General features: G+C 33.4%; 19 protein-coding genes. 6 read left to right on the forward strand and 13 right to left on the reverse strand.

What is annotated here, in order from left to right; translation table 11 throughout:
- Positions 1-4: 4 nt before the first annotated feature.
- The 3 genes from GMC_RS0113630 to GMC_RS0113640 all read right to left on the reverse strand — a co-directional run bounded on the left by GMC_RS0113630 (position 5) and on the right by GMC_RS0113640 (position 3,255).
- The gene (locus GMC_RS0113630) at positions 5-937 is read right to left on the reverse strand and encodes an OmpA family protein (protein WP_010522671.1); all 933 of its coding nucleotides are present in this window, start codon (positions 935-937) and stop codon (positions 5-7) included.
- A 240-nt stretch (positions 938-1,177) separates the two neighbouring features.
- Positions 1,178-2,719: an L-piperidine-6-carboxylate dehydrogenase gene (gene amaB / locus GMC_RS0113635; protein ID WP_010522672.1), complete on the reverse strand. Its 1,542-nt coding sequence runs from the start codon at positions 2,717-2,719 to the stop codon at positions 1,178-1,180.
- Positions 2,719-3,255: a 3-hydroxyanthranilate 3,4-dioxygenase gene (locus GMC_RS0113640; protein ID WP_010522673.1), complete on the reverse strand. Its 537-nt coding sequence runs from the start codon at positions 3,253-3,255 to the stop codon at positions 2,719-2,721. The genes amaB and GMC_RS0113640 overlap by 1 nt, the downstream gene beginning before the upstream one ends.
- A 339-nt stretch (positions 3,256-3,594) precedes the next feature.
- Here GMC_RS0113640 and GMC_RS0113645 point away from each other — a divergent pair, with 339 nt between their 5' ends.
- From GMC_RS0113645 to GMC_RS20845, 3 genes are all read left to right on the forward strand, one after another.
- Entirely contained in the window at positions 3,595-5,715 is a 2,121-nt protein-coding gene (locus GMC_RS0113645) for a T9SS type A sorting domain-containing protein (RefSeq protein WP_010522674.1), read from the forward strand.
- A 672-nt stretch (positions 5,716-6,387) separates the two neighbouring features.
- On the forward strand, positions 6,388-7,551 hold the full coding sequence (locus GMC_RS20840; RefSeq protein ID WP_010522675.1) for a hypothetical protein: 1,164 nt from the start codon (positions 6,388-6,390) through the stop codon (positions 7,549-7,551).
- Positions 7,512-8,171, forward strand: coding sequence for a T9SS type A sorting domain-containing protein (locus GMC_RS20845; protein WP_010522676.1), 660 nt, complete (start codon positions 7,512-7,514; stop codon positions 8,169-8,171). Before GMC_RS20840 ends, GMC_RS20845 begins: the two co-directional genes overlap by 40 nt.
- Before the next feature lie 206 nt (positions 8,172-8,377).
- Here the strand turns inward: GMC_RS20845 and GMC_RS0113660 are convergent, their stop codons facing one another.
- Positions 8,378-9,109 carry a M15 family metallopeptidase gene (locus GMC_RS0113660; protein WP_010522677.1) on the reverse strand — a complete coding sequence of 244 codons (732 nt, stop codon included), beginning with the start codon at positions 9,107-9,109 and terminating at the stop codon, positions 8,378-8,380.
- Positions 9,110-9,264: 155 nt separating this feature from the next.
- Between GMC_RS0113660 and GMC_RS0113665 the strand changes: the two genes are divergently transcribed.
- Positions 9,265-9,717, forward strand: a complete 453-nt coding sequence (locus GMC_RS0113665) for a GreA/GreB family elongation factor (protein WP_010522678.1) — start codon at positions 9,265-9,267, stop codon at positions 9,715-9,717.
- A gap of 2 nt (positions 9,718-9,719) precedes the next feature.
- Here the strand turns inward: GMC_RS0113665 and GMC_RS19985 are convergent, their stop codons facing one another.
- The 5 genes from GMC_RS19985 to GMC_RS0113690 all read right to left on the reverse strand — a co-directional run bounded on the left by GMC_RS19985 (position 9,720) and on the right by GMC_RS0113690 (position 13,729).
- Positions 9,720-10,226 carry an HlyD family secretion protein gene (locus GMC_RS19985; protein ID WP_010522679.1) on the reverse strand — a complete coding sequence of 169 codons (507 nt, stop codon included), beginning with the start codon at positions 10,224-10,226 and terminating at the stop codon, positions 9,720-9,722.
- Between the two features lie 220 nt (positions 10,227-10,446).
- Entirely contained in the window at positions 10,447-10,893 is a 447-nt protein-coding gene (locus GMC_RS22810; protein WP_010522680.1) for a hypothetical protein, read from the reverse strand.
- Positions 10,878-11,417: an ABC transporter ATP-binding protein gene (locus GMC_RS22815; RefSeq protein ID WP_010522681.1), complete on the reverse strand. Its 540-nt coding sequence runs from the start codon at positions 11,415-11,417 to the stop codon at positions 10,878-10,880. Before GMC_RS22815 ends, GMC_RS22810 begins: the two co-directional genes overlap by 16 nt.
- Positions 11,418-11,676: 259 nt before the next feature.
- The gene (locus GMC_RS0113685) at positions 11,677-13,194 is read right to left on the reverse strand and encodes a hypothetical protein (protein ID WP_010522682.1); all 1,518 of its coding nucleotides are present in this window, start codon (positions 13,192-13,194) and stop codon (positions 11,677-11,679) included.
- Positions 13,187-13,729, reverse strand: a complete 543-nt coding sequence (locus GMC_RS0113690) for an RNA polymerase sigma factor (RefSeq protein WP_193361492.1) — start codon at positions 13,727-13,729, stop codon at positions 13,187-13,189. Before GMC_RS0113690 ends, GMC_RS0113685 begins: the two co-directional genes overlap by 8 nt.
- A 321-nt stretch (positions 13,730-14,050) precedes the next feature.
- Between GMC_RS0113690 and GMC_RS0113695 the strand changes: the two genes are divergently transcribed.
- Together GMC_RS0113695 and GMC_RS0113700 are read left to right on the forward strand one after the other, a co-directional pair.
- On the forward strand, positions 14,051-15,109 hold the full coding sequence (locus tag GMC_RS0113695; protein WP_010522684.1) for a DUF6970 domain-containing protein: 1,059 nt from the start codon (positions 14,051-14,053) through the stop codon (positions 15,107-15,109).
- Positions 15,110-15,446: 337 nt separating this feature from the next.
- On the forward strand, positions 15,447-16,130 hold the full coding sequence (locus GMC_RS0113700; RefSeq protein WP_010522685.1) for a CAP domain-containing protein: 684 nt from the start codon (positions 15,447-15,449) through the stop codon (positions 16,128-16,130).
- Positions 16,131-16,214: 84 nt separating this feature from the next.
- Here the strand turns inward: GMC_RS0113700 and GMC_RS0113705 are convergent, their stop codons facing one another.
- The 4 genes from GMC_RS0113705 to GMC_RS0113720 form a co-directional block, all read right to left on the reverse strand.
- Complete coding sequence (locus GMC_RS0113705) at positions 16,215-16,526, reverse strand: hypothetical protein (RefSeq protein ID WP_010522686.1); 312 nt, start codon at positions 16,524-16,526, stop codon at positions 16,215-16,217.
- 570 nt (positions 16,527-17,096) lie between these two features.
- Positions 17,097-19,664 carry a TonB-dependent receptor plug domain-containing protein gene (locus GMC_RS0113710; protein WP_010522687.1) on the reverse strand — a complete coding sequence of 856 codons (2,568 nt, stop codon included), beginning with the start codon at positions 19,662-19,664 and terminating at the stop codon, positions 17,097-17,099.
- A 12-nt stretch (positions 19,665-19,676) separates the two neighbouring features.
- Entirely contained in the window at positions 19,677-20,588 is a 912-nt protein-coding gene (locus GMC_RS0113715) for a FecR family protein (protein WP_010522688.1), read from the reverse strand.
- Between the two features lie 34 nt (positions 20,589-20,622).
- The gene (locus tag GMC_RS0113720; RefSeq protein WP_010522689.1) at positions 20,623-21,138 is read right to left on the reverse strand and encodes an RNA polymerase sigma factor; all 516 of its coding nucleotides are present in this window, start codon (positions 21,136-21,138) and stop codon (positions 20,623-20,625) included.
- Between the last annotated feature and the right edge of the window lie 221 nt (positions 21,139-21,359).

Here is a 21,359-nt window from a genome sequence, read left to right on the forward strand (position 1 = left end):
TAGTTTATTTAAGTGTTACCATAACACGTCTGTTTTTGGCGCGACCAACAGGTGTTTCGTTAGACGCAATTGGTTGATTTTGTCCTTTACTAAGCGTTTCAATTTTACTTGGTAAAATTTGATTGCGAACCAAATACTGTTTAATCGTATTGGCGCGGTTTAATCCAAGTTCCATATTAGCTTCAGCATTACCCGTGTTGTCAGTATGCCCAACAACTAATACTTTAGCATCATCAACTTTATCTAAATATTTAGCAATATCTGCCATTTCTTGTCTTTGCTCACTAGTAAGCTTTATGCTGCTTGAATTTGTTGCAAAGTGGAGCTCTAATGGATGCGCCATAATTTCTTGATGCATAGCCTCTAATTCTTCAGCTGCTTTTTTAGAGCCTTCGTCACTTAAATCCATAGTTTCAAAACCAAATGCTACAGGACCTTTAAAAACATTACCATCAGGAATCATACTATCTTCTAACTTGCCAAAAGTGTTTATTTGTTTTGACGAGATTCCTTGTGCAATCAAGTAGTTTTTAACTGCATTAGCGCGTGCTAGCCCTAAATTTGGATATGCGGAAGTATTTTCTTCGGTACTTTTAAAATATCCAGTAATATCAATAACCTTACTAGGATTTGATACTAAGTAATCTTTTAATTTAAGCACACCATCATCAACTTTTGATGAAATAGGTTTTAAAATTGAGAAATCAGATTTTTCAAAATTAAAATTGTCATTAACGGCATAATTAAAACCTGAATTGTCGTTAAAAGTTAAGCCGTATGAGGTTGGCGAAGGAGTTGTGGGCTTTACTACAGGTGCAACTGCGGGTGTTTTAGTGTCCGTTTTGCCATCAGGAGGGCAACAAAACATCCAGTTGAAATACGCACCTAAAATTGCGGTTAGTAGTATGCCCAAAAAGTAAAGACTTTTTTTTGACATGAGTTATGTTATTAGTTAATTAATTATCATCAAGTTAATAATTAATCGCCTAAATTTTTAATAGTCTTGTTGTTTTAGCTGGTTTAATCGATAAAATGTTTATAAAAACACACAAAGAGCAAATAATTTCGTTAAAAAGTACTGCTTTTTGTAGCAAACCGCCGATTTATTGAGTTTTATTCCGTTATAATACTATATGTTTTTAGCAAAAAAAACCGTTATTGCCTGTAAATCATGTAATTATATGTTAAATTTTATTCCTTGCGCCAAAGGTAATTCAGTAGAATAATTAATTGTATTTGTTTGTCGGCGCATGTATGCTTTCCAAGCATCGGAACCTGATTCCCTACCCCCTCCAGTTTCTTTTTCACCACCAAAGGCTCCGCCGATTTCAGCGCCCGATGTTCCAATGTTTACATTTGCAATTCCGCAATCCGATCCCTGAGCCGAAAGAAATAGTTCTGTTTCGCGTATATTTTCGCTCATTATAGTGGATGATAAGCCTTGGGGTACGTTATTTTGGATAGCAATAGCATTGGTAATTGAACCACTATAGGGAATCATATATAAAATTGGTGCAAATGTCTCCTTTTGAACTATAGCCATATCATTGTTTGCTAAATAAATAGCAGGACTTACATAACAATCACTTGCATAGGTTTTATTCGTTAACACTTCACCTTCAACAATTGGGGTGGCGCCTTGTTTTTTTGCTTCGCTTAAAGTGGTGGCGTAATTTTTTACAGCATCCGTATCAATTAATGGTCCCATATGATTTTTTTCGTCCAATGGCGACCCTATTTTAAGTTGCGCATAAGCAGCGGTTAATTTTTCAATAACGGAATTTAAAATATCCTCATGTACAATTAGCCTACGCGTAGTAGTACAACGTTGACCCGCTGTTCCAACAGCTCCAAAAACAAGACCCGTAAGGGCAAGCTGCAAATTGGCATTAGGAGTAATAATCATCGCATTATTACCGCCAAGCTCTAATAATGACTTTCCTAGTCGGGCAGCAACAGATGTAGCTACGCTTTTGCCCATTTTGGTGGAGCCGGTAGCTGAAACCAAAGCAACACGGTTATCGTTAGCAAGCAATTTACCAAATTTTGCACCTCCAGTAAGCAAGCATGAAATAGCGCCTGGCAACTGATTTTTGTCAAGTACTTGTGCAATAATTTTTTGGCAGGCTATAGCGCATAAAGGTGTTTTTTCCGATGGTTTCCAAACAGTAACATTACCACAAATCCAAGCTAACGCCGTATTCCACGCCCAAACGGCTACAGGAAAATTAAAGGCAGAAATAATACCAACAATACCTAAAGGATGGTACTGCTCGTACATTCGATGTTCAGGCCTTTCGGAATGCATTGTCAAACCGTGTAATTGACGAGATAGCCCCACGGCAAAATCACAAATGTCAATCATTTCCTGAACCTCACCCAAACCTTCCTGGAGTGATTTCCCCATTTCGTAAGCTACTAGCACCCCTAAATCTTGCTTTTTTTCGCGCAAAGCATCGCCAAATTGCCGTACTAAATCTCCGCGTTTTGGTGCAGGAATGGTGCGCCACTTTACAAATGCTTGTTCGGCTTTTTCAATCACTTTTTTATAGCTTTCGCTAGAAGTGCATTCAATGTTGCTTATAAGATTTCCGTTAACAGGAGAATAAGAAGTAATTAAATCGGTACCTGATAAAAATTGGCTGCCGTAAGCAGTTCCTTTTTCTGAGGAGGTAATTTCTAAATTGTGGAGGTGTTCTAGTATTTCAGTAGTAGTCATTATTTTTTTACAAATCGATTATCAACAGGTATTATTTTATTGCAATTGTTACAGGTACGTAGTGTTTCATTTTCATAGAAATTTTTGAAATGTTTTAAAAAATCAACTTCAATGTCTTCAAGTTTAAAATACACTTCATGTAGTTTAGTGTTGCAATGATCACAAAACCATAATAAACCATCTTCCATGGGAAGCTCTTTTCGTTTTCGTTCAATAACCAATCCGATTGAACCTTCATGCCTAACTGGAGAATGAGGTACCTTTGCGGGATGCAAATACATATCCCCAGGACCTAACTTCATGGTTCTTTTTTGATTATTTTCCTGAATATGAACCTCAATTGTACCTTCCAACTGGTAAAATAACTCTTCAGTTTCGTTGTAATGGTAATCTTTTCGGGCGTTTGGGCCTGCAACAATCATCACAATATAATCACCTGCATCCTTATACAAATTTTTATTTCCTACAGGGGGTTTTAATAATTCTCTATTTTCCGCAATCCATTTATTGAGGTTAAAAGGTGCTTGTGTTGCCATAAAAGTCAATTTTAAGTAAAACAAAGTTACATATTGTTATTATAACAAAAAGTAAAATTTAACACTCCCTTTTATCACATAATATGAAGAAAATTAGGTAATTACTGTAGGATTAAGTTTTGTAAACTACATTTAATCCTGTTTTTTTTACTTTTATAAATAATTTATATTGATTATAAATACTCATTGAGTCACCTGTTTTTATTGATTAAATCAATCTTTTATCACAATAAAACGTGTGCAAAGAATATCATTTTAAATTAAAATTAGTAAGATTTTTTTTACAATTTAATCATTTTTATTATGTTTGCATAACAATAATCCCAAAATACTAAGTATATGCCTCAAGTTACTACAACGTTTTCGGTTAATAGCACAAGAAAGCTGTTTGCCCACCCATTATTTTTAATTTCATTTTTACTTTTCTTTAATACAGCGGTTGCTAAAACTTGGTACATAAATAAAACCCAAGGTCGTAATGTGCTTCAATCTCTAATTAATAATGCATCCGAAGGTGATTTAATTTATTTTATTGATGGAGGCGAAGGGAATGATTACGATATGAGCGGTCCACCAATTCTGGTAAATAAAGGGATCACTTTTCAAGGTGCCTATTCAGGCATGTACACGCCTAGTGCTACAGGTCATTCAGGAGTGGTAACGAACTTAACCAATGTGGTTTCATTTCAAATTCGCTCAAATAACGTTAAGTTTAATAATATAAAAATTACGGCAGTAAACAATGAGGTAGTACTTATTGATGCACGATCGGAACGCTACAATGCTAATTTTACTAACCCAGGTTATACTGCTAATGACCAATACGAAGGTATCGAATTCACAAATGTTGCATTAATTGGTGGTTTTTATAGCTGTTTTTCAGGTAATGGAATGCAAGCAGATTTTACAAACGTTTCTTTTTCTGATTTTGGAAGAATTGGATATATTAATGATCGTAGAACTCGTGTTAACGGTATGAAAAAAGTGACTTTTACTAAATGTAAATTTGAGCCATTACCACCAACAGGCGATTTCGGATTTGATTCAAGAGGAATTTCCTTAGATGCAGGAAACACCTCATACCCTGTGGTTTGGAGTGGTAATGGGTCTTATATTAAAGCGTGTGAATTTGTGAATACAGGTGTGGCGTTTTCCAGAATTAAAAATATAGTAGTTGAAAACAATAAGTTTTCAGATGATGCGGCGCTAGTGGATATGATTCATATCGAAGAATTCTCAAATGATTTCACCATTAAAGGAAACACATTTGAATGTAACGCTAAGCCATCAGGTGACCGACAGTACGAGCGAAGTAGAATCATTACTTTAGATAGTGAATTGCAAGCAGTGACAAACATTACGATTAACAATAATATAGTAACGGGGGAGTATAACTTTTTTGTAAACGGATATGCACCAACAAACATCACTATTAAAAATAACAATTTGTCAAAAGGTTTCCCTTTCGGGAAAAGTTATATTGATTTTAGATATTACGAAAATAGGTTTAAGACAGGTGAAGGTATTGATGATAATCAAGAATTTACCTCAAGAGCAATTACAATAACAGGAAATACTGGCTTTAAAAACTGGAATAAAGAATGCCGAATTAATGTTCCTAAAAGTGGTGGAGCAATTACTATTCACAACGCTCAGTTTGGTAGTGGCAAAGTATTATTGAATGCTATAGACAATCCTACTGCCTTAAGAAGTAGTGGTGTTTATGAAATTGTAAACGCGGGAAATATTAATAAAAAGTTAGCTTCTAATGGAGCGGGTAGTTATGGTTTGGTTACCAAGCAAGGCGTTAGTAACAACTCAGTAAAATGGGAATTTGAATGGGTTCCACCATATTATTACCATATTAAAAATGTAGATACTGGTATGTATTTGGAAACACACAAAGGATATACTGAAACGGAAATTAAAGAGAATAAGCCTGAAACGGTATACCCATTCCTTAATTATGCAGGTAGTGATAAGCCAAAATGGATTTTGAGAAAAACAAGTTATACTGGTTTATTTAAAATTTTACCAGCGGGCAATGAAAAGCAATCAGTACTTTCGTTAGAAAACAATACGTATCCTAAACTTATCAAACATAAAAAATTTAATAGCGATGCCACAAGATCGATCAAGGAGCCTAATGATTATGGCAAATGGTGGATAAATCCAAGTGCTGTTTCTTCAGGTGCTAAGCAACTAACCCTTGCAGATAACCAGGGTATTTTAGGAATGGAAATGTATCCAAACCCTGCAAATGATATTGTGACAATATATTATGAAGACGACAACCAACCAGTGATGAGTGTTGAAATTTTTAATGCCATTGGAGGGTTGGTAATGACTGATCAGATTAACTCTCATTCTAACACAGCTTTAGATATTTCTAACTTGACATCAGGTGTATATTTTGTAAAAGCATCCAATGGAAAAGTTAAAAAATTATTAGTTCAGTAGCATAGTACAAATGTTGTGAATAATAAGTGTTAGCCAACGTTAAAAGACCTCCTAAATTTTAGGGGGTTTTTGTTATTTTAACTCTGAATGTTCTTTTTAACGTAAATCAATAACAATTCATAATAGTAATTATTTATAAATACACACTTTTTACACACTATGAAACAATTTTAATGCACCTATTTATATCGATTTAATTGATTAATCATACCTATTTTGATAGATTTTTAGCATAACATCATGGCTTTTTCAATAGCTTTTATGAATTAAAAAAATATTCAAAATTATGTTTAAATTAAATTTAGAAACAAGTAGGCTAAAAAAGTCGCCTGTTAAATCATTAATCATTTCGGCGTCAGCTTTGTTTTTTAACGTTGCAAATGCACAACAAGTTTGCCCTAGTCCAAATCCATTAAATTTTCAAGCAATCAAACTACAAATGAACTTGTAGAACTTGTAAAAAATGCCTGCGATGGCGATACCATATTTTTTAATGGAGATGGAAATGGTAAAGAAAATGAATATGATCTGAATGATCTAGTTCTTGAGATAGATAAAGAGTTAACCTTTCAAGAAGTAGTTGTCAATAATATTGATAAAGATACCATTGGTGCATCACAAATTACAACAAGTTTAACCAATGTAGGTTCTTTAAGAATACGATCAAATAATGTGAAATTTAAAGATCTAAAAATTTCAAGAGATGATTTAAAAGGCATATTAATCGATGGTCGATCTGATAGATATGAAGAAAATTTTTCCAATCCAGGTTTTGTAGCCGATGATCAGTATACCGGTATTGAGCTAACAAATATCGAGTTAGATGGAGGCTTCTATAGCTGTTTTGCAGCAAATGGAATGGAAGCAACAATAACAAATGTATCTTTTTTGAATTACGGAAGAATTGGTTATATAAATGATAGAAGGGCTAGAGCTGATGGAATGAAAAAAGTAACTTTTTCAAAATGTAAGTTTGTCCCATCTGAAAATGATGAATCTGGAGACTTTAATTTTGACGCACGAGGCATTTCATTAGATGCTGGAAATACAGAATACCCAGTGGTATGGAGTGGTGACGGTACTACTGTTGAAAACTGTGAGTTTCTTAATACGGGAGTAGCTTTATCAAGGGTAAGTAATGTGAATATCTTAAATAATAAATTTATAGATAATACTGCAGTAGTAGACTTAATTCATGCTGAAGAATTTTCAAACGCTATAGTTATTTCAGGAAATAATTTTGAATGTAATGCTAAACCAACTGATCCTGAAAGAGAATTTGAAAGATCCAGAATTGTTATTTTAGATAGCGAATTACAAGCCGTTAACGATATAACAATAAGTGATAATGTAGTAACAGGAGAATATAATTTTTTAGTAAATGGTTTTGCTCCTAATAAAGTGACAATTACAGATAATGACTTATCGAAAGCTATTCCTTTTGGAACTAGTGTAATAGATTTCTTGTGGTATGAAAACAGGAATAAAGTTGGAGAGGAAATTGATGAAAATCAAGAATTTGTTTCAAGATTAATTACAATAACTGGAAACAAAGGATTAGAAATTTTGGAAAAAAATTGTCAGTTGAATGTACCTGAAGTTGATGAGTCAAATATTAATATAGATGCAGACCAATTTGTTTCGGGAAAATTAATTTTAAATGCTATTCCAAATCCAGTACCATTAAGAGAAACAGGGAATTATGAGCTAATCAATCTCGGATCTAATCAAAAATTAGCTTCATCACCTACTGGAAATTCATTGATAACTAAAGATACTGATGATAGTTCTGTGCAATGGGAGTTCACTTGGGTACCCCGTACTACTATTACATAAAAAATGTTGAAACAGGCAAATATTTAGAAATTCATAAAGGGTATACTGAAACTGATATTAAAGAAGAAACGGAGGAAAATGTATTTCCATTTCTTGCAGATCAAGAAAAAGAAATTCCAAGGTGGATTTTAAGAAAGGGTCCTAACGAAGGAGAATTTAAAATTCTACCAGCAGCAAACGAAAAACAATCCGTGCTTTTTAGTGAAACAGAACCTAAATTAAACTTTCATAAAAAATTTAACGCTGATGGAAAGACAAGATCAATTAAAGAGCCGAATGATTTTGGTATCTGGAAAATTTCTCCATTAAATGGAACTGGGGCTAAACAATTAATTAGCGAAAATGAAGCATTGGTAAATACAATTAAAATTTATCCAAATCCAGCAAAAGAGGTTGTATCAATTTTTTATAAAGATATTACAAACCCAGTAGCTAAAATAAAAATTTACGATGCTACGGGCGGTTTGCAAGCAGCAGCAGCAGCAGCAGAAGAAGAAGCAGAAGAAGAAGAAGAAATTAATACAAATCAAGAAGATACAATAGATGTTTCAAATCTTGTAAGCGGAATTTATTTTGTGAAGTTTCCTAATACATTAGTTAAAAAATTAATTATTGAATAAATAAAGTTGTAATAACATAAGAGCCTTCTGTTAATTCAGAAGGCTTTTTTTGTATGATTATTTTTGTTATGCTTAGGTCTTATAAAATTTACGAAAAGAGAGTAATACCGTTTCCGATGTTAAATCACCTATCCAAAATGGTTTTTAAATCGATCATATAAGAAGAGAAATATTTATAAACTTATTAGCAGCAATTAAAACGGCAACTAGTCGGAACAATTCCATTCAAAATTTGCGATTTTAAAATGACTCGTCCCTTTTAAATTGTAGTGCCACCATTCAGTACGTATGGACCAAAAACCAAAGCGTTCCATGGTTGTTTTTAGTAGTTTTCTGTTTTCTAGTACTTTTTTTGGTAATGTAATATTGGTGTGATACGCTTTCCAGCCAAAAAAATCAAAATCAGTACCCATATCTACTTCTTTTCCGTTTAGGTCAGTTAACGTAATATCAACAGCACCTCCTTTGTTATGTATGGAGCCTTTTTTGGGGTTAGCTACATATTGCGGATTTGGCATAATTTTCCACATTTTGTATTGTACCGAATTAGGCCGGTAACAGTCAAAAAACTTAATTTTAAATCCCTTTTTCATCAAAAAGTTATTGGCTTTTATTAATGCTTTAGCAGTTTTGGCTCTGGTGTAACATTCGCCACAGTTATACACTTTTTCTTTTAAAAAATTATTGTGGGTAGCATAGCGTAAATCGTAAAAAAAATTTGAGTTATAATCAGTAATTTTAATAAAAGAAGTATCGGAAACACTAGCTAAATTTTTAATTTTAATAGGGGGTATTGCTGTCGCAGAAGAAATAGTATCATTTAGTGGTAATTTAGAAGCAGTAGGTGCTGTTTCTATTTTTTCAATAGGAGTGATGGTCTGATTACAACTTAAAAAGGAAAGACTAAAAATGAGCAAAGCAGGTAAAAAATATTTCATAAATATGTTTCTCGGCAATAGCGGTTAACTTGATTAATATATGTATTTTTCTGAACTTATAATTTTCTGCAATAAACATGCCTAACTTATTAAGATTATATTGTTCTATCGCATCATCTGGGTTTATGTTGAGTTTAAAAAATTAGTATGCATTTATGACTAAGCTGAAGCAAGAACTATATAACCAGTGTGCACAATTTGTTTTGAATAAACGAAATACTATTCAGCGGATTATTGACGAAATTCACACTTCAATGACTTCAGAAAGTAAAAGTACTGCAGGGGACAAACATGAAACTGGACGAGCTATGTTACAATTGGAGCGTGAAAAAGCAGGAAATCAATTAAAGGAAGTGGAGCGTTTAGAAGCTACTTTAAAGAAATTACAGTGGGATAAATCTATGGAGTTGATATCCTTAGGGAGTTATGTGGTTACGGATACCATGCGTTATTATATTAGTATTTCTGCGGGAGAACTATTAGTTGATGGTACAACCGTGTATGCCATATCCATGCAATCCCCTATTGGTCAACTTTTATTAGGAAAAAAGAAAGGAGATCATTTTGTTTTTAGAGGGAAGTCTACTGAGATTGTTGAGGTGAGTTGAAATTATGATCTATCAAACGCTTTCCGAAGCTGATAAAAGAAGCGTTCAATGAGTCTGAGGTCTTCGGTAATGATTTCGGCACTGCCGCTCATTTCTTGTTTAAAATCGAGGGATTTATTATAGCTTGTTACTAGTTTGTTAGGCAATGAAGCATCAATTATGTATTGTCCGTTAGCATCGGGCACTAATGATATGCGTTTTATTTTTCCAATGAGCATTCCAAATTTTTGCTCGGGGTAGTTTTCCAAGTTGATATTGATGCGTTGTCCTTTTTTGATTATGCCAGAATTTACTAGTGGTGCTTTCAGTTTAACTACATAATCTTTATTTTTTTCAGGAATCACCGTAAACATAAAATCACCCTTAGTCACACTTTGACTGATGCTCCAATGATTTAAAAAAGATAAGGTTCCTGTGGTTGACGTCTTGAGGGCATAGTTGATTTCCCACTTTTGTAAAGCCGTTTTTAATTGATTATATGATTGAATTACGTTTTTAAATAAACGCACCTCTTCTCGGGTGCTGTTTACCGTAGTGCCACGGTTATTTTTATTGGCCTGGCTAATTTGTTCGTTAAGTTGTCGAGGCTAATAGATCTTTAAAACCGAATTAATATGGAAGGTGAATCTTTGAAAAAAGCGCACCAAAAAAATAGTACTGAACACATCTCAATAATACCATTTTATGGTAAGCGAACCACCTACTAAAAGGATGATTAGGGTCGCAAACTTACAATTTCATACGTTGTTCAATAACGTTTTTTTTAACAGAAATTCCAACTATGGTTGCTTTTGCAATATAAGTAGCATGTTGAAAAACAATAGCATAATCATTGACCATTGCTTTTATTAAAAAATAAGTACCCATAAATAAAGCATCGGTTACGGTGGCGTTTACCGAATTTTTTTGTGCTAGTTCAATTTCGTGTGGATAAAGCAGAATATTCTTTTCTTCTCCGACAGGGTAAAAAAAAGTTAGTGGTACTATATTAATTTCCGAAAGTAACGAAGCCGAATATTGATCTGTTGGGTTGGCAAACATTTCTTGCGGACTACGTGCTGATAGCTGTTTGCCTTGTTTAATAACGATGATTTTATTTGCAAAAGCTAAGGCATCGTTTTTATCGTGTGTAGCTGTAATACAGGTAATTTTTTGCTTTTTTAAATAGGTAAACAAACGGTAACGAAGTTCGTTTTTTTAAAGTTATCAATTTGGCTAAAAGGTTCATCTAGTAATAAAACTTCAGGCTCCTTGGCTAGTACACGTGCTAATGCCACTCGTTGCTTTTGGCCACCGCTTAAATAACGGACATGCGTTTTGGCAAATTCAGTCATGCCAACTATTTCCAGCAGTTCATTAATGCGTTTTTGTTTTTGATTGGGGTAAAAGTTAGATAAAAAATCGCCAATATTGTCTGCGGCAGAGGTAAAGGGCATTAAATCAAATTCCTGAGCCAGGTATTTCATAAAAGGGTGGCCAGGCACTAAATGATGTTCTGGACCTAATAACTCCATAGCATTATAACTGATTTTTCCCTTAGTAAGTGTAAGCAGTCCATAAATAGCTTTAAGTAACGTACTTTTCCCACATCCGCTTTCGCCCATAAGGGTAATGTGTGTTCCTTTTTTTGCAGTAAAACTGATGGAATCTATAACATTTGTTTGGTGATAGGCATAAGAAATGGACTGTACAGAAAGCATTCAATTTTTTAAGCTTCTAAATTACAAAATAGCGTTAAATGATGGCATATGTCATAACGATTTCTTCGTTATGTTTTTATGTAACATCTGAACAAATTTGCATATTGATTAGCATATTTTTACGTACCGCTAATGGTATAAAAATGTATGGATAACTAATTTGTTATAGTTCAGAAGCATGAATAAATATCTTTTAATACTATTCTTATTCTCCACATCCTATGGCGGAAATCATTTGAAGCTGTATGCGGCTTATACACTATAAATTAAATTTTATACCACTATAAATACCAAATAAATAGGGATCAAAATCGGTATTGTTATCAAAGGCATTTAATTGTAATTTAAAAATAGGCTCCACACTAAATTTAATTTTTGGAGTAATTTCATAATCTAATCCAATACCAAAATTACTACTAAAACTGGTGTTATTTAAGTTTCTAGCTTGACCGATAGCGGTTGCAGCAGCATTGTTTTCAAATGAAATTTTATTATTTTTTTGGTTTAAAATAAAAGAGCTTACCCCTCCAATGAGCGAAATACCAATTTTTTTGTCCAATAGTTTGTAGGCTATTTCAAAAGGAATTTCAACATAATCAATTTGCTGTTGTAGCGTACCACTTTGCAGGTTACGCCGGTCATCAGTATCGGAAACTATTGGATCAGTTTCGGGATTGTTAAAGTCAGGTGTTGGAATGTCTGCATTTTCAAGCTCTTCAGAAGTAGGACGCTCACTATTTGTTGGAGTTTCGGGGTTGCCTAAATTATTGGTATTTAATAATGCGCTTACTTGGTCCGAATTATTAAATAATATGGCTTGATTGCTGCTGGCTAAACTAGTAGCTAAAATATTATCTGTAGCTAAATTGATAGATGCCGTACTAATACCAGTTCGAATTTGAAGTTTATTAGTAAGTTGATAGGCAATTCGAATGCCGTAGCTAAGCGCAGCATCATAGGATTGCGGATTTTCTGAAAAATTGTTATTAATTGGTGACCCTCCTGAAATGGAATTGTAAGTAAGCGGCGCAATTTGAGGCTGAATTGTCCAATTCTTGTCCTGTTTTGGTGTTGTATTTGAATCATTTTCTTCTTGATTTGATGAAGCTAAAAGTTGAGTCAAAGCATCATTTGAAGCTTTTTCAGTATAGTGATCCGCTAAATTTTTTGAAGGTTTTTCGTTTTTTTTACTGCTAACTTTTACATGATGTTTTTGCATACCAACTAAGGCGTTATCTTCAGTTGTTGCAGCAACCGAGTTAGAATGCTCGCTTTTAGAAAGGTTCTCCCTATTTTTTAAAGATTCTTTAGCTGAATTTAAAGTACCAACTATTTCATTTTTATTAATGTAATTGTTACTATTCCCGTTTAACGGTGAAGAAAAACGATTCTTTTTTATAATTTGGTGCATCCTATTTTCGGTATTGTTAGGAGCTTTTGAGGTAGTATTTAAAGTACCTGAATTTTTACTTGTGCTAACTATAGTTTGGGTATTTTTGTCAGTGATGTTGACAGGACAAGGAGTGTCTTCAAATACAATGGTTTTTGTTTTTATACCTTCATTTTTAGTATTTGATATGGTAGTAAGCATAAAAAATAAGAGTACAGAAGCAGCAATACCAGCAGGGAAAAGCAAAAAGAATAATCGGTTATTCTTTTTCCTTTTTTTAGGAATGTTTTTTGAAATTTCTTTCCACAAAATGGCATTAGGTATAGCTTCAAAATCTTGAAGTTTATCCTTAAAAATTGCATCTATATGTGGCTTTTTTTCACCCATTAATCATCTGTTTTTGTTGTTTTAAAATCACTAATTCCTTTTTTAAAATAGCTCTGGCTCTTGATAAATTTGATTTTGATGTACCCAATGAAATTTGCAAGGCTTCAGCAATTTCCTGATGAGAAAATTCATCCAATACGTACATGTTAAATACTAACCTGTATTGATCAGGAAGTTTGTGTATTAATGTCAATAGCGTATCTAACGAGAAATTAGTGGGTTCAAAATCAGCTTCATCTTCAATAGTTTCAATTTTCTCTTCGTCAATAGGCTCAGTAAGCATTTTCTTTCTAAAATGACTTAAAATGGTATTAATTGTAATTCGTTTAGCCCAGCCTTCAAAAGATCCATGATGTTTAAATTGATGGATTTTTTTAAAAATTATAATAAATGACTCCTGAAATAAGTCCTCGGCATTGGCTTTATTTTTACAATATTTCATACAAACTCCTAAAAGTATGGGCGCAAGTCTCCTGTAAAGCGCAGCTTGGGCTTTAGCATCATGTTGTTTGCATTGTTCAATAAGTTGTTCTATGTCTTACTAATTTAGCCTGTCGAGTTATAAATTTAATGCATTTGTTTAAGTAAGATTCAGGTTTATAAAAAAGGTTGCGTTAAAAAAATAATTATTTAACGCAACCTTTTAAAGTTATTACCATCTAAGTAATACAAAAGGTTGATTACTTCGTAAATTTTGGATAGCTCTAGTTTATTGTTTTTTTATTGAGGGGTCTAATTTAGTAATAAGGAAGCTTTCAAAAGAGGAGTATTAATTTTTAGCTTATTACATGCAATACTTAGTTAGTTTGTATTGCATGTTTTTTACTAGTTTACTATAATTATAACTTATAATATCATGAAAAATTTAATTAAAATATTAGCAGTGGTTGCATTTACTTTTGCTAGTTGCGAACGGGTTTTTGACACGCCAAAATGTAGTAATAATCCGTTGGAAGATGTTGGTGTATTGAGGGATTTAGTAGCAAACGAGCAGGCTCAAAATCCTGAGGAATCAAACGGTTTAGAAATTGTGCAGTATACTTTTCAAAATCAAACGGTGTACCTGGTTAATGATTGCATTAATAATTGTGCTGATGCACTTGAAATAGTGTATGATTGTGATGAAAATATAATTTGCGAATTTGGAGGTATTGCGGGGCTAAACACTTGTCCTGATTTTGAAACCGAAGCAACAAATAGAAAAGTGTTGTTTTCAACCAGGAACGGTGTTTCAAATTGTGACAAATCAGTATTAGTTGACCCCGAGTTATTTTCTAATTCAAAAGCGGCAACGATTATTGACGCAGAAGTTATTGGTGACTGTTTGCACATTACCTTTGAAATTTTAAGTACTCAGGATGCTGTAGCTGATGTTGATTTAGTTGGATCAGGTGATATTATGGAAAGTTTTCCTATCCAAACAACAATAAAACTTGTCATTGAAGAAAATTTTACTTTTCCAGCTAAGGTAGTTGCTACAACATCATTTGATATTTCATCTTTAATTGAGCCGGGCGAAACTATTATTCTAAATTTAGCCAATTTTGAAGAAGGTATTCGCTATACAAGAGGAGAAAGTGACACTTGTAAAGTGTGCGGATTAACCCAAGAAGCAGGTAGGGCGTTATTAAATAGTATGTTAACTGAGCTTAATGAAATTTCAGAAAGTGTGGTTTGTGATGATGCTTCCGAATGGGAATTTACAACTGTAGGTTCAAAGGCCTGTGGCGGTCCTAATTTATTTTTACCCTATTCCACTACAATTGACGTAACCTCTTTTTTGGACAAAGTAGCTGTTTATACCAAAGCAGAGGATGACTTTAATAAAAAATGGGGGATAGTTTCAACTTGCGATGTTGTACTGCCACCAACAGAAATAGCTTGCCAAAATGGGGAGGCAGTGTTAATTAATTAAATAAGTACTTGCTGTTATTCTTGTGTAAAGGAATAATTATTCATAGTAATGTTGTTGAGTGAAGGCTGCCCAAAAGGGCAGTCTTTTGTTGTTACCTAAATTACTCAAGTAAATTACCTTTAGTCTTTTGAGTACTTTATACCAAATAATAAAAGAGGCTATCTAAAATTAGATGTCCTCTTTTTGTTTAACTATTATCGCTTTTCATACAGAAAGCAATGAGGTATCAAAATATCACAACCTACTAGGTGGTATTTTGTAAGTAAATTCTAAACTGAATACTATCAACTTGCTAATACTCGTTAAACAGTATAGACAACTACATCAAATCATTAATATGTATTATTTTCAGTTACTTGCTGCTATCAAATTAAGATTGATTTTTCTGCTTGGATTTGTGTTATTTATTTCTTGTGCAACAGACTCCATTGAAGAGCGCGTTGATACAAATACAGAAGATCCTAGTGTTATTGAGCAGCAAGTTCCTGAAAAGCTTGATCCTATTGATGATGTTGTAATGGATGGTGATATGAATGATGATAAGGATAAAAACACTCCCGAAGAAATACCCTTAAATCCAGATGTTAATCCTAAAAACCCTGAGGCATCTACACCAACTACACCTGAAACTCCAGTAGTTGCCGCACCTGTTCAAAATACGGATGCACAAAAAATGCTTGAATTGGTTAACGCGTTTAGAAAAAATGAGGGAGTACCACCAGTAATTTTAAGTAACCCTTTAAATACCGCAGCATTTAAGCATTCCAAAGATATGGAAAGTAACAATTATTTTGATCATACGGGAAAAGACGGATCAAGTTTTGGAGAGCGAGTAAGAAGAGAGGATTATGAAGGATTTGCTTTTGGTGAAAACATTGCGCAAGGTAGTGGTGCGAATCAAATTTTTGAGTTATGGAAAGACAGTTCAGGACACCGAAAAAATATGCTTAATCCTAACGTTAATGAAATGGGCGTTGGAAAATCAGGAAGGTACTGGACACAAATTTTTGGTAAGAAATAGTATCAAAAAGGGGTAGCTTTAAATAAACTACCCCCTTTTTTTAACTAACTAAACTAATATAAGAATATAATACCTAATCAAAGGTTATTCAGTAATCCAGTTTCCTTCAGCATCACAAAGTACAGTAGTTCCTTCACTACCTTCTTTTGTTAAAATTAGCTTGTACTTAGATCCATCTTTAGTTGCATGTGCTTCAGCAATTGTCATTCCTTCATAATCTTTTGCTAATGCAGTTTTAACAGGTTCAGGTAATTCTTCAATAGAAACAACAACCATTTCATCCTGTGCTACAGTTTCAGTTGCAGTAACTTCTGCTGTGGCATCCTGTGCATTAATTGTTTGTGTTGATACTAATAAACCTAAAGCTACTACTGGTAATAAAATTGACTTTTTCATTTTAATGAGTTTTTATGTTTTATAAACGATTTGTACTAACTATAAAGGAATAATCATGCCAGTTACTAGATAAATTACTAAGTATTTGATTATGAATATTTTTAAAATATATAGAAATTAATAATCATTGTGGAATCCGTAGAATATTGAGGAAATAGTCCACAACTGAAGACTAATTTCATTGGTAAAGTAGTCAAATAAAAGAAAAAAAATATTGAAAAGCACACACAGAAACACATAATTCTGATTCTGTTTTAAATAAGTAAATTAATGTCGGAAACGGTACAATTGCCCTGTTACCTCATTTCATAATTTTATATAGTTTAATATTATAACCTCTTTAAAATGCCGTCAAATATAAAGTTGAACTTGATGAAATTTAAGATACTTCTCATGCTTCTGCACTAAAAAATCACTAAAATTTCAGTAGTAATTGGACTGCATCTTATAAACGTAGTAAAAATGAGCGCTTAATGAAGTTTTAACTAATACGAATTGAACAATGTTAGTTTTCTACTCTTTTTAATAAAAAGATTCAAATGAATAAAGGGGTAATTTTGGGGATAAAAATCAAATGCGCAATCTAAACACAAAATTAGGCGTAAAACCCAACGATTTTCTATCGACTCTTTGAAGCAAAATGCTTCTGGTATTTTGACTAGTAGTGGTATCAGTACCCTCAACTACTCTGAAATCTCGGGATAGTAAATTGCGCTCATTAGTTAAGTTTTGTAACGTAAACCCTAGTTTAGCATGTATTGTTTTGGGCTTATCCAAATAAAATTGATAACTCCCAGACAAATCCAACCGTTGGTAATCAGGCAATCGCTCAGCATTAAATGCATCAAAACGAATGAAATTTGACAACGACGCGTCAGTATCAAGTCTTTTGTTGGTGTAAGGTATACCTGAATGGTATCTGTAACCCAAAGACAGTTCAAAATTTTTATAATTAAAACTATGCGTCCACACTAAATTATGCGGGGTGTCAAATGATCCATCAAAGGGGGTGTTGTCATTAATGGCACTAAACTGATACTCACTTTCAGAAAAAGAATAACTCACCCATGTTTGGTAATGTGGCCACTGCTTTTTTAGTAAAACATCAATGCCCTTAATCGTATTATTACCCGTAACGTTTTGAGGATTGGTAATGTCGTTAGTCAATAAAATTCCTATTCCATTTATTTCTTTTTGGTAGGCTTCAATATCTAAAGTCCATCCTTTTTTTTGAAAGTCCAATCCGATACTTCCTTGTGTGTTTTCCAATATTGGTACGTCATTGGGTGTGGAAACCACCCATAGTTTATCAAATAAATTTCCTAAACCGTCATTTCTAATATCAGTGACTTGACTTATGGATTGGTGTTTTTTTTCGAAAGTTCCCTTTAGCCATAAGCGATTTAAAATTTTATAGTTTAAAAATATACGGGGTTCCCAAAAGGTGCGATTAAGTCGGTTAAAAAATTGCCTTCTTCCCCCAAGGTTAATTTGTGTTTTTTTTGATTTAAATTCAAAATCAGCAAAAAATGATTGTGAAGTTTCAGTACCAATTAATGATTCTTTAAAGGCGGTAAAATCAACCCCGTAATTTTCCACCACATAGCCAATTTTGGATCTGCTACGCTGAAAACCAACTTCGAGCGTTCCGTTTTTAAAAAGCTGTTTGCTACCTGTGTAATTTATGGACGTTTCATCAACAAAATTTTCTTTATCAAAAGTAATTTCCAAAAGGGTTGGTGTTTGGCTCGTAGAATCAAATTGATTAAGGCCATTGTATTGCTTATCAAACGAGGTACTACTGAGTTGTAAGTTGTGGTTTCCGAATTTGGAGTCATTAAATTGGACGCTATTACTTAAAGTATGGCTTTTTACTGTGATATTATCCTCAAAATCGGAAGTAATAAAATTATCAATTCCACGAAAAAAAAGCTCATTTTTATTACTAATAAAGCTTAGGTTTACTGTAAGTTTATCCGTAGGAGTATAAATTAATTTGCTAAAATAATCTTGATATAAAAATGTGTTTTTGGCTGCCGATATACGCGAAGATTCATTATTTAAACCGCCTAAAATATCAGTATTTTGGAAAGCAACCTCCGAAAAATTTTTAAACGTGATGTTATTAGAGATGTCGGTGATACTTCTGCGCGCCGACGCAAACATAGCCAATTTTTTAGCCACTAAAGGTACTTTTACAAAAGCATCTGTGTGGGTAAAAGTGGCACCAACACTTCCACTAGCTTTTTGAGGTATTTTGGTATCCACACCAATGGAGAGTACGCCCCCTGCATGCCCTCCGTATTTTGCTTTAGTTGCGGATCGGAAAAGCTTAATATCATTAATAACATGCGGGTTAAATGCAGAAATTAGTCCAAAAAAGTGCGCATCCTGATATACTTTTACCCCATCAAACAATACCAAATTTTGATCGGGTGTGCTCCCTCTGATATGCAAACCTGCCACGGTTTCATCGGGACTTAATACTCCTGGTACAAATTGCAAGGATTGCACCACATCAGGCTCAATAACCCCAGGTAGCAATCCGGTTGTAGTTAAATCAATTTGGATGCTCCCATTTTCCTTTTTAGTCATCCCTTTTGTAATGTAATCCGTTATGACTATTTCTTTTAAAGCGGTCACCTTTTTGTTTAGGGTTACCGATTGGCAATTCTTTTCAAAATAATCAAGCGGTAATTTTACGGATTGATACCCAGAATAACTAAAATTAATTACTGTACTTGCAATGTCATTTAATGCCAAATGAAAAGCTCCTGTACTATCAGTTAAGGTATTTTTATTATTTGAAGATACTAACACCTCTGCTATGGGATTGCCCCAGATATCTTTAACAATACCGCAGCTAATCACTGTATTATTTGAGGTGCTTTTGGTGATGACATAGTTATTGGCATCTAATTTCTCAAAGGATAGTTTGGTTTGTTTTTGGATGGCAAATAGTATGGCATTTAAGGAAGTTTCGTTAGGTAAAATAATGGCATCAAAAGGCTTAACATCGCTTGTTTTGTATGAAAATACAATATGATACTTGTCCGTTAAATTATTAATTATTTGTGTTAGACTATTTGTGTTTTGAGCCAGTATACTAGGGCAACAAAACCAAAAAAAACAATCCATTTCCACATAAATTTAATTACTCTTTATACTTATTTGAGTGCCATCTATAACATAATTTAACTTCATAGGTTTACAAATGGCTTTTAAAGCTTTATTTATGTCGTAAGTTATTAATTTCCCTGTAAACTCCTCCGAAATATCAATATTTTGCATGTCAACATTCATCTTATACACATTTTGCAGGTCATTTAATACTACCATTAAAGGAACGTTATTATACGTATAATTTGTATTTATCCATTGCGGTTTAGTGTGGTTAACGGATGTTTTTTCGGCAATATCATTTTTATAGCGAATGCCGTGACCTGGGGTGAGTAATGTGGTTGAGCTTTTATGATTTACACTTACTTTTCCTTCGTAACATTCTACAGCAAAATAAGTATCCAATACATTTACGTTAAATTGAGTACCTACCACACTAACAGTTCCGTTTGCTGTTTGCACATTAAATTTTGATCCTTTTTTGACTATGAAATAACCTTCGCCAGTCAAATTTAAATCTCTTTTATCATTTTTCCAGTCGCTTTTTAAAAAACTAACGGTGGCTTTACCATTTAGTTTTACCGTGGATCCGTCGGGCAACTCAAACGCCATTTGCTCGCCAATTTTGGTACTAAATGTAGTGGGCAAACTGATCCAATAGAATGCCCCTGCTAATGCGCATATTAAAATTACTGCAGCTGCGGCAGCCCATTGCCTATATAATGGCACTACTTTAGTGGAGCTACTATTTAATTTTGACTGGATATTTGCCTTAACCCCTGCTTTATCAAAAGCAGGAATTTGAAACTGTTTGCTTTTTTCTGCGATTTTATGATAGCTTTCATAATCCTCTGATGCTTTAAAAACTTTCAATTCTGCCTCGGTTAATTCGTTATTTAGCCAGCGGGCTAAAAAAGTATCATCTGCGTTAAAATTTGTCATATCTATAAGTTGTTATGAGTAAAACTAAAAAGGTTTAAATACTATCGCCTAAAGTTTCTCTTAATTTTACAAGTGCTAAATGCATCCGTTTTTCTACTGCTTTTACGGATACGTCAAGCATTTCAGCAATTTCTTTATATTTTTTCCCTTCGATTCTGTTAAGTAAAAAAACCTCGCGTTGGGCAACCGTTAAGTTCGCTATGGCGTTTTCTAAGGTTTTCATGTATTCCTTTTCTTCCAATACATACTCTGGATTTTCAAAATTTCGATCCAATTGGTAGCCTGCATTTTCATATGATAGTTTTACTTTTTCATGCGCAACTTCATTAAAAAACTTATTATTGGCTATAGTGTATAAGTACGATTTGGCTTTTTCAAAAATTACTTTAGCACAATTAGTCCACAATTTAATGTAGGCTTCCTGCACTAAATCAGCCGCTTGGTCGGCATTTCCGCAACGGAAATACATAAAGCTGTAAAGAGAGTTACTGTACTTATCGTATAGTAATTCGTAATTTTTTTCGCTACATACTGATGGTACGTTACCCATAGTTAATTTAAATACTAGTTAAAAGTTTGTTTCTGCTATAACACCTTACAGTGATATTTATAATTTTATTAAATTACAAAATCCATTGTAATTTAGTAAGATCATTAATTTTGCTAGTTAAAGCATATTAGATTTTTGTTTCCAATGGTAAGCTTACAATTAATTTAAACTTAAATAAATCAGTTACAAAAAAGGTTTACTAATACTAGAACCGTTATCAT

Origin of the sequence: Aquimarina agarivorans (assembly GCF_000218485.1) — a bacterium.
GTDB classification, from domain to species: Bacteria; Bacteroidota; Bacteroidia; order Flavobacteriales; family Flavobacteriaceae; genus Aquimarina; species Aquimarina agarivorans.

Excerpts from the sequence above, each read along its gene's own strand:
- GMC_RS0113720 (WP_010522689.1), bottom strand. The coding sequence starts at position 21,138 with ATGGGTAACGTACCATCAGTATGTAGCGAAAAAAATTACGAATTACTA.
- GMC_RS0113715 (WP_010522688.1), bottom strand. The coding sequence starts at position 20,588 with ATGACAAATTTTAACGCAGATGATACTTTTTTAGCCCGCTGGCTAAAT.
- GMC_RS0113660 (WP_010522677.1), bottom strand. The coding sequence starts at position 9,109 with ATGAAATATTTTTTACCTGCTTTGCTCATTTTTAGTCTTTCCTTTTTA.
- GMC_RS0113685 (WP_010522682.1), bottom strand. The coding sequence starts at position 13,194 with ATGGGTGAAAAAAAGCCACATATAGATGCAATTTTTAAGGATAAACTT.
- GMC_RS0113640 (WP_010522673.1), bottom strand. The coding sequence starts at position 3,255 with ATGGCAACACAAGCACCTTTTAACCTCAATAAATGGATTGCGGAAAAT.
- GMC_RS20845 (WP_010522676.1), top strand. The coding sequence starts at position 7,512 with ATGGGAGTTCACTTGGGTACCCCGTACTACTATTACATAAAAAATGTT.
- GMC_RS0113695 (WP_010522684.1), top strand. The coding sequence starts at position 14,051 with ATGAAAAATTTAATTAAAATATTAGCAGTGGTTGCATTTACTTTTGCT.
- GMC_RS0113630 (WP_010522671.1), bottom strand. The coding sequence starts at position 937 with ATGTCAAAAAAAAGTCTTTACTTTTTGGGCATACTACTAACCGCAATT.
- GMC_RS0113645 (WP_010522674.1), top strand. The coding sequence starts at position 3,595 with ATGCCTCAAGTTACTACAACGTTTTCGGTTAATAGCACAAGAAAGCTG.
- GMC_RS0113700 (WP_010522685.1), top strand. The coding sequence starts at position 15,447 with ATGTATTATTTTCAGTTACTTGCTGCTATCAAATTAAGATTGATTTTT.
- GMC_RS0113665 (WP_010522678.1), top strand. The coding sequence starts at position 9,265 with ATGACTAAGCTGAAGCAAGAACTATATAACCAGTGTGCACAATTTGTT.
- GMC_RS0113705 (WP_010522686.1), bottom strand. The coding sequence starts at position 16,526 with ATGAAAAAGTCAATTTTATTACCAGTAGTAGCTTTAGGTTTATTAGTA.
- GMC_RS22815 (WP_010522681.1), bottom strand. The coding sequence starts at position 11,417 with ATGCTTTCTGTACAGTCCATTTCTTATGCCTATCACCAAACAAATGTT.
- amaB (WP_010522672.1), bottom strand. The coding sequence starts at position 2,719 with ATGACTACTACTGAAATACTAGAACACCTCCACAATTTAGAAATTACC.
- GMC_RS0113710 (WP_010522687.1), bottom strand. The coding sequence starts at position 19,664 with ATGGATTGTTTTTTTTGGTTTTGTTGCCCTAGTATACTGGCTCAAAAC.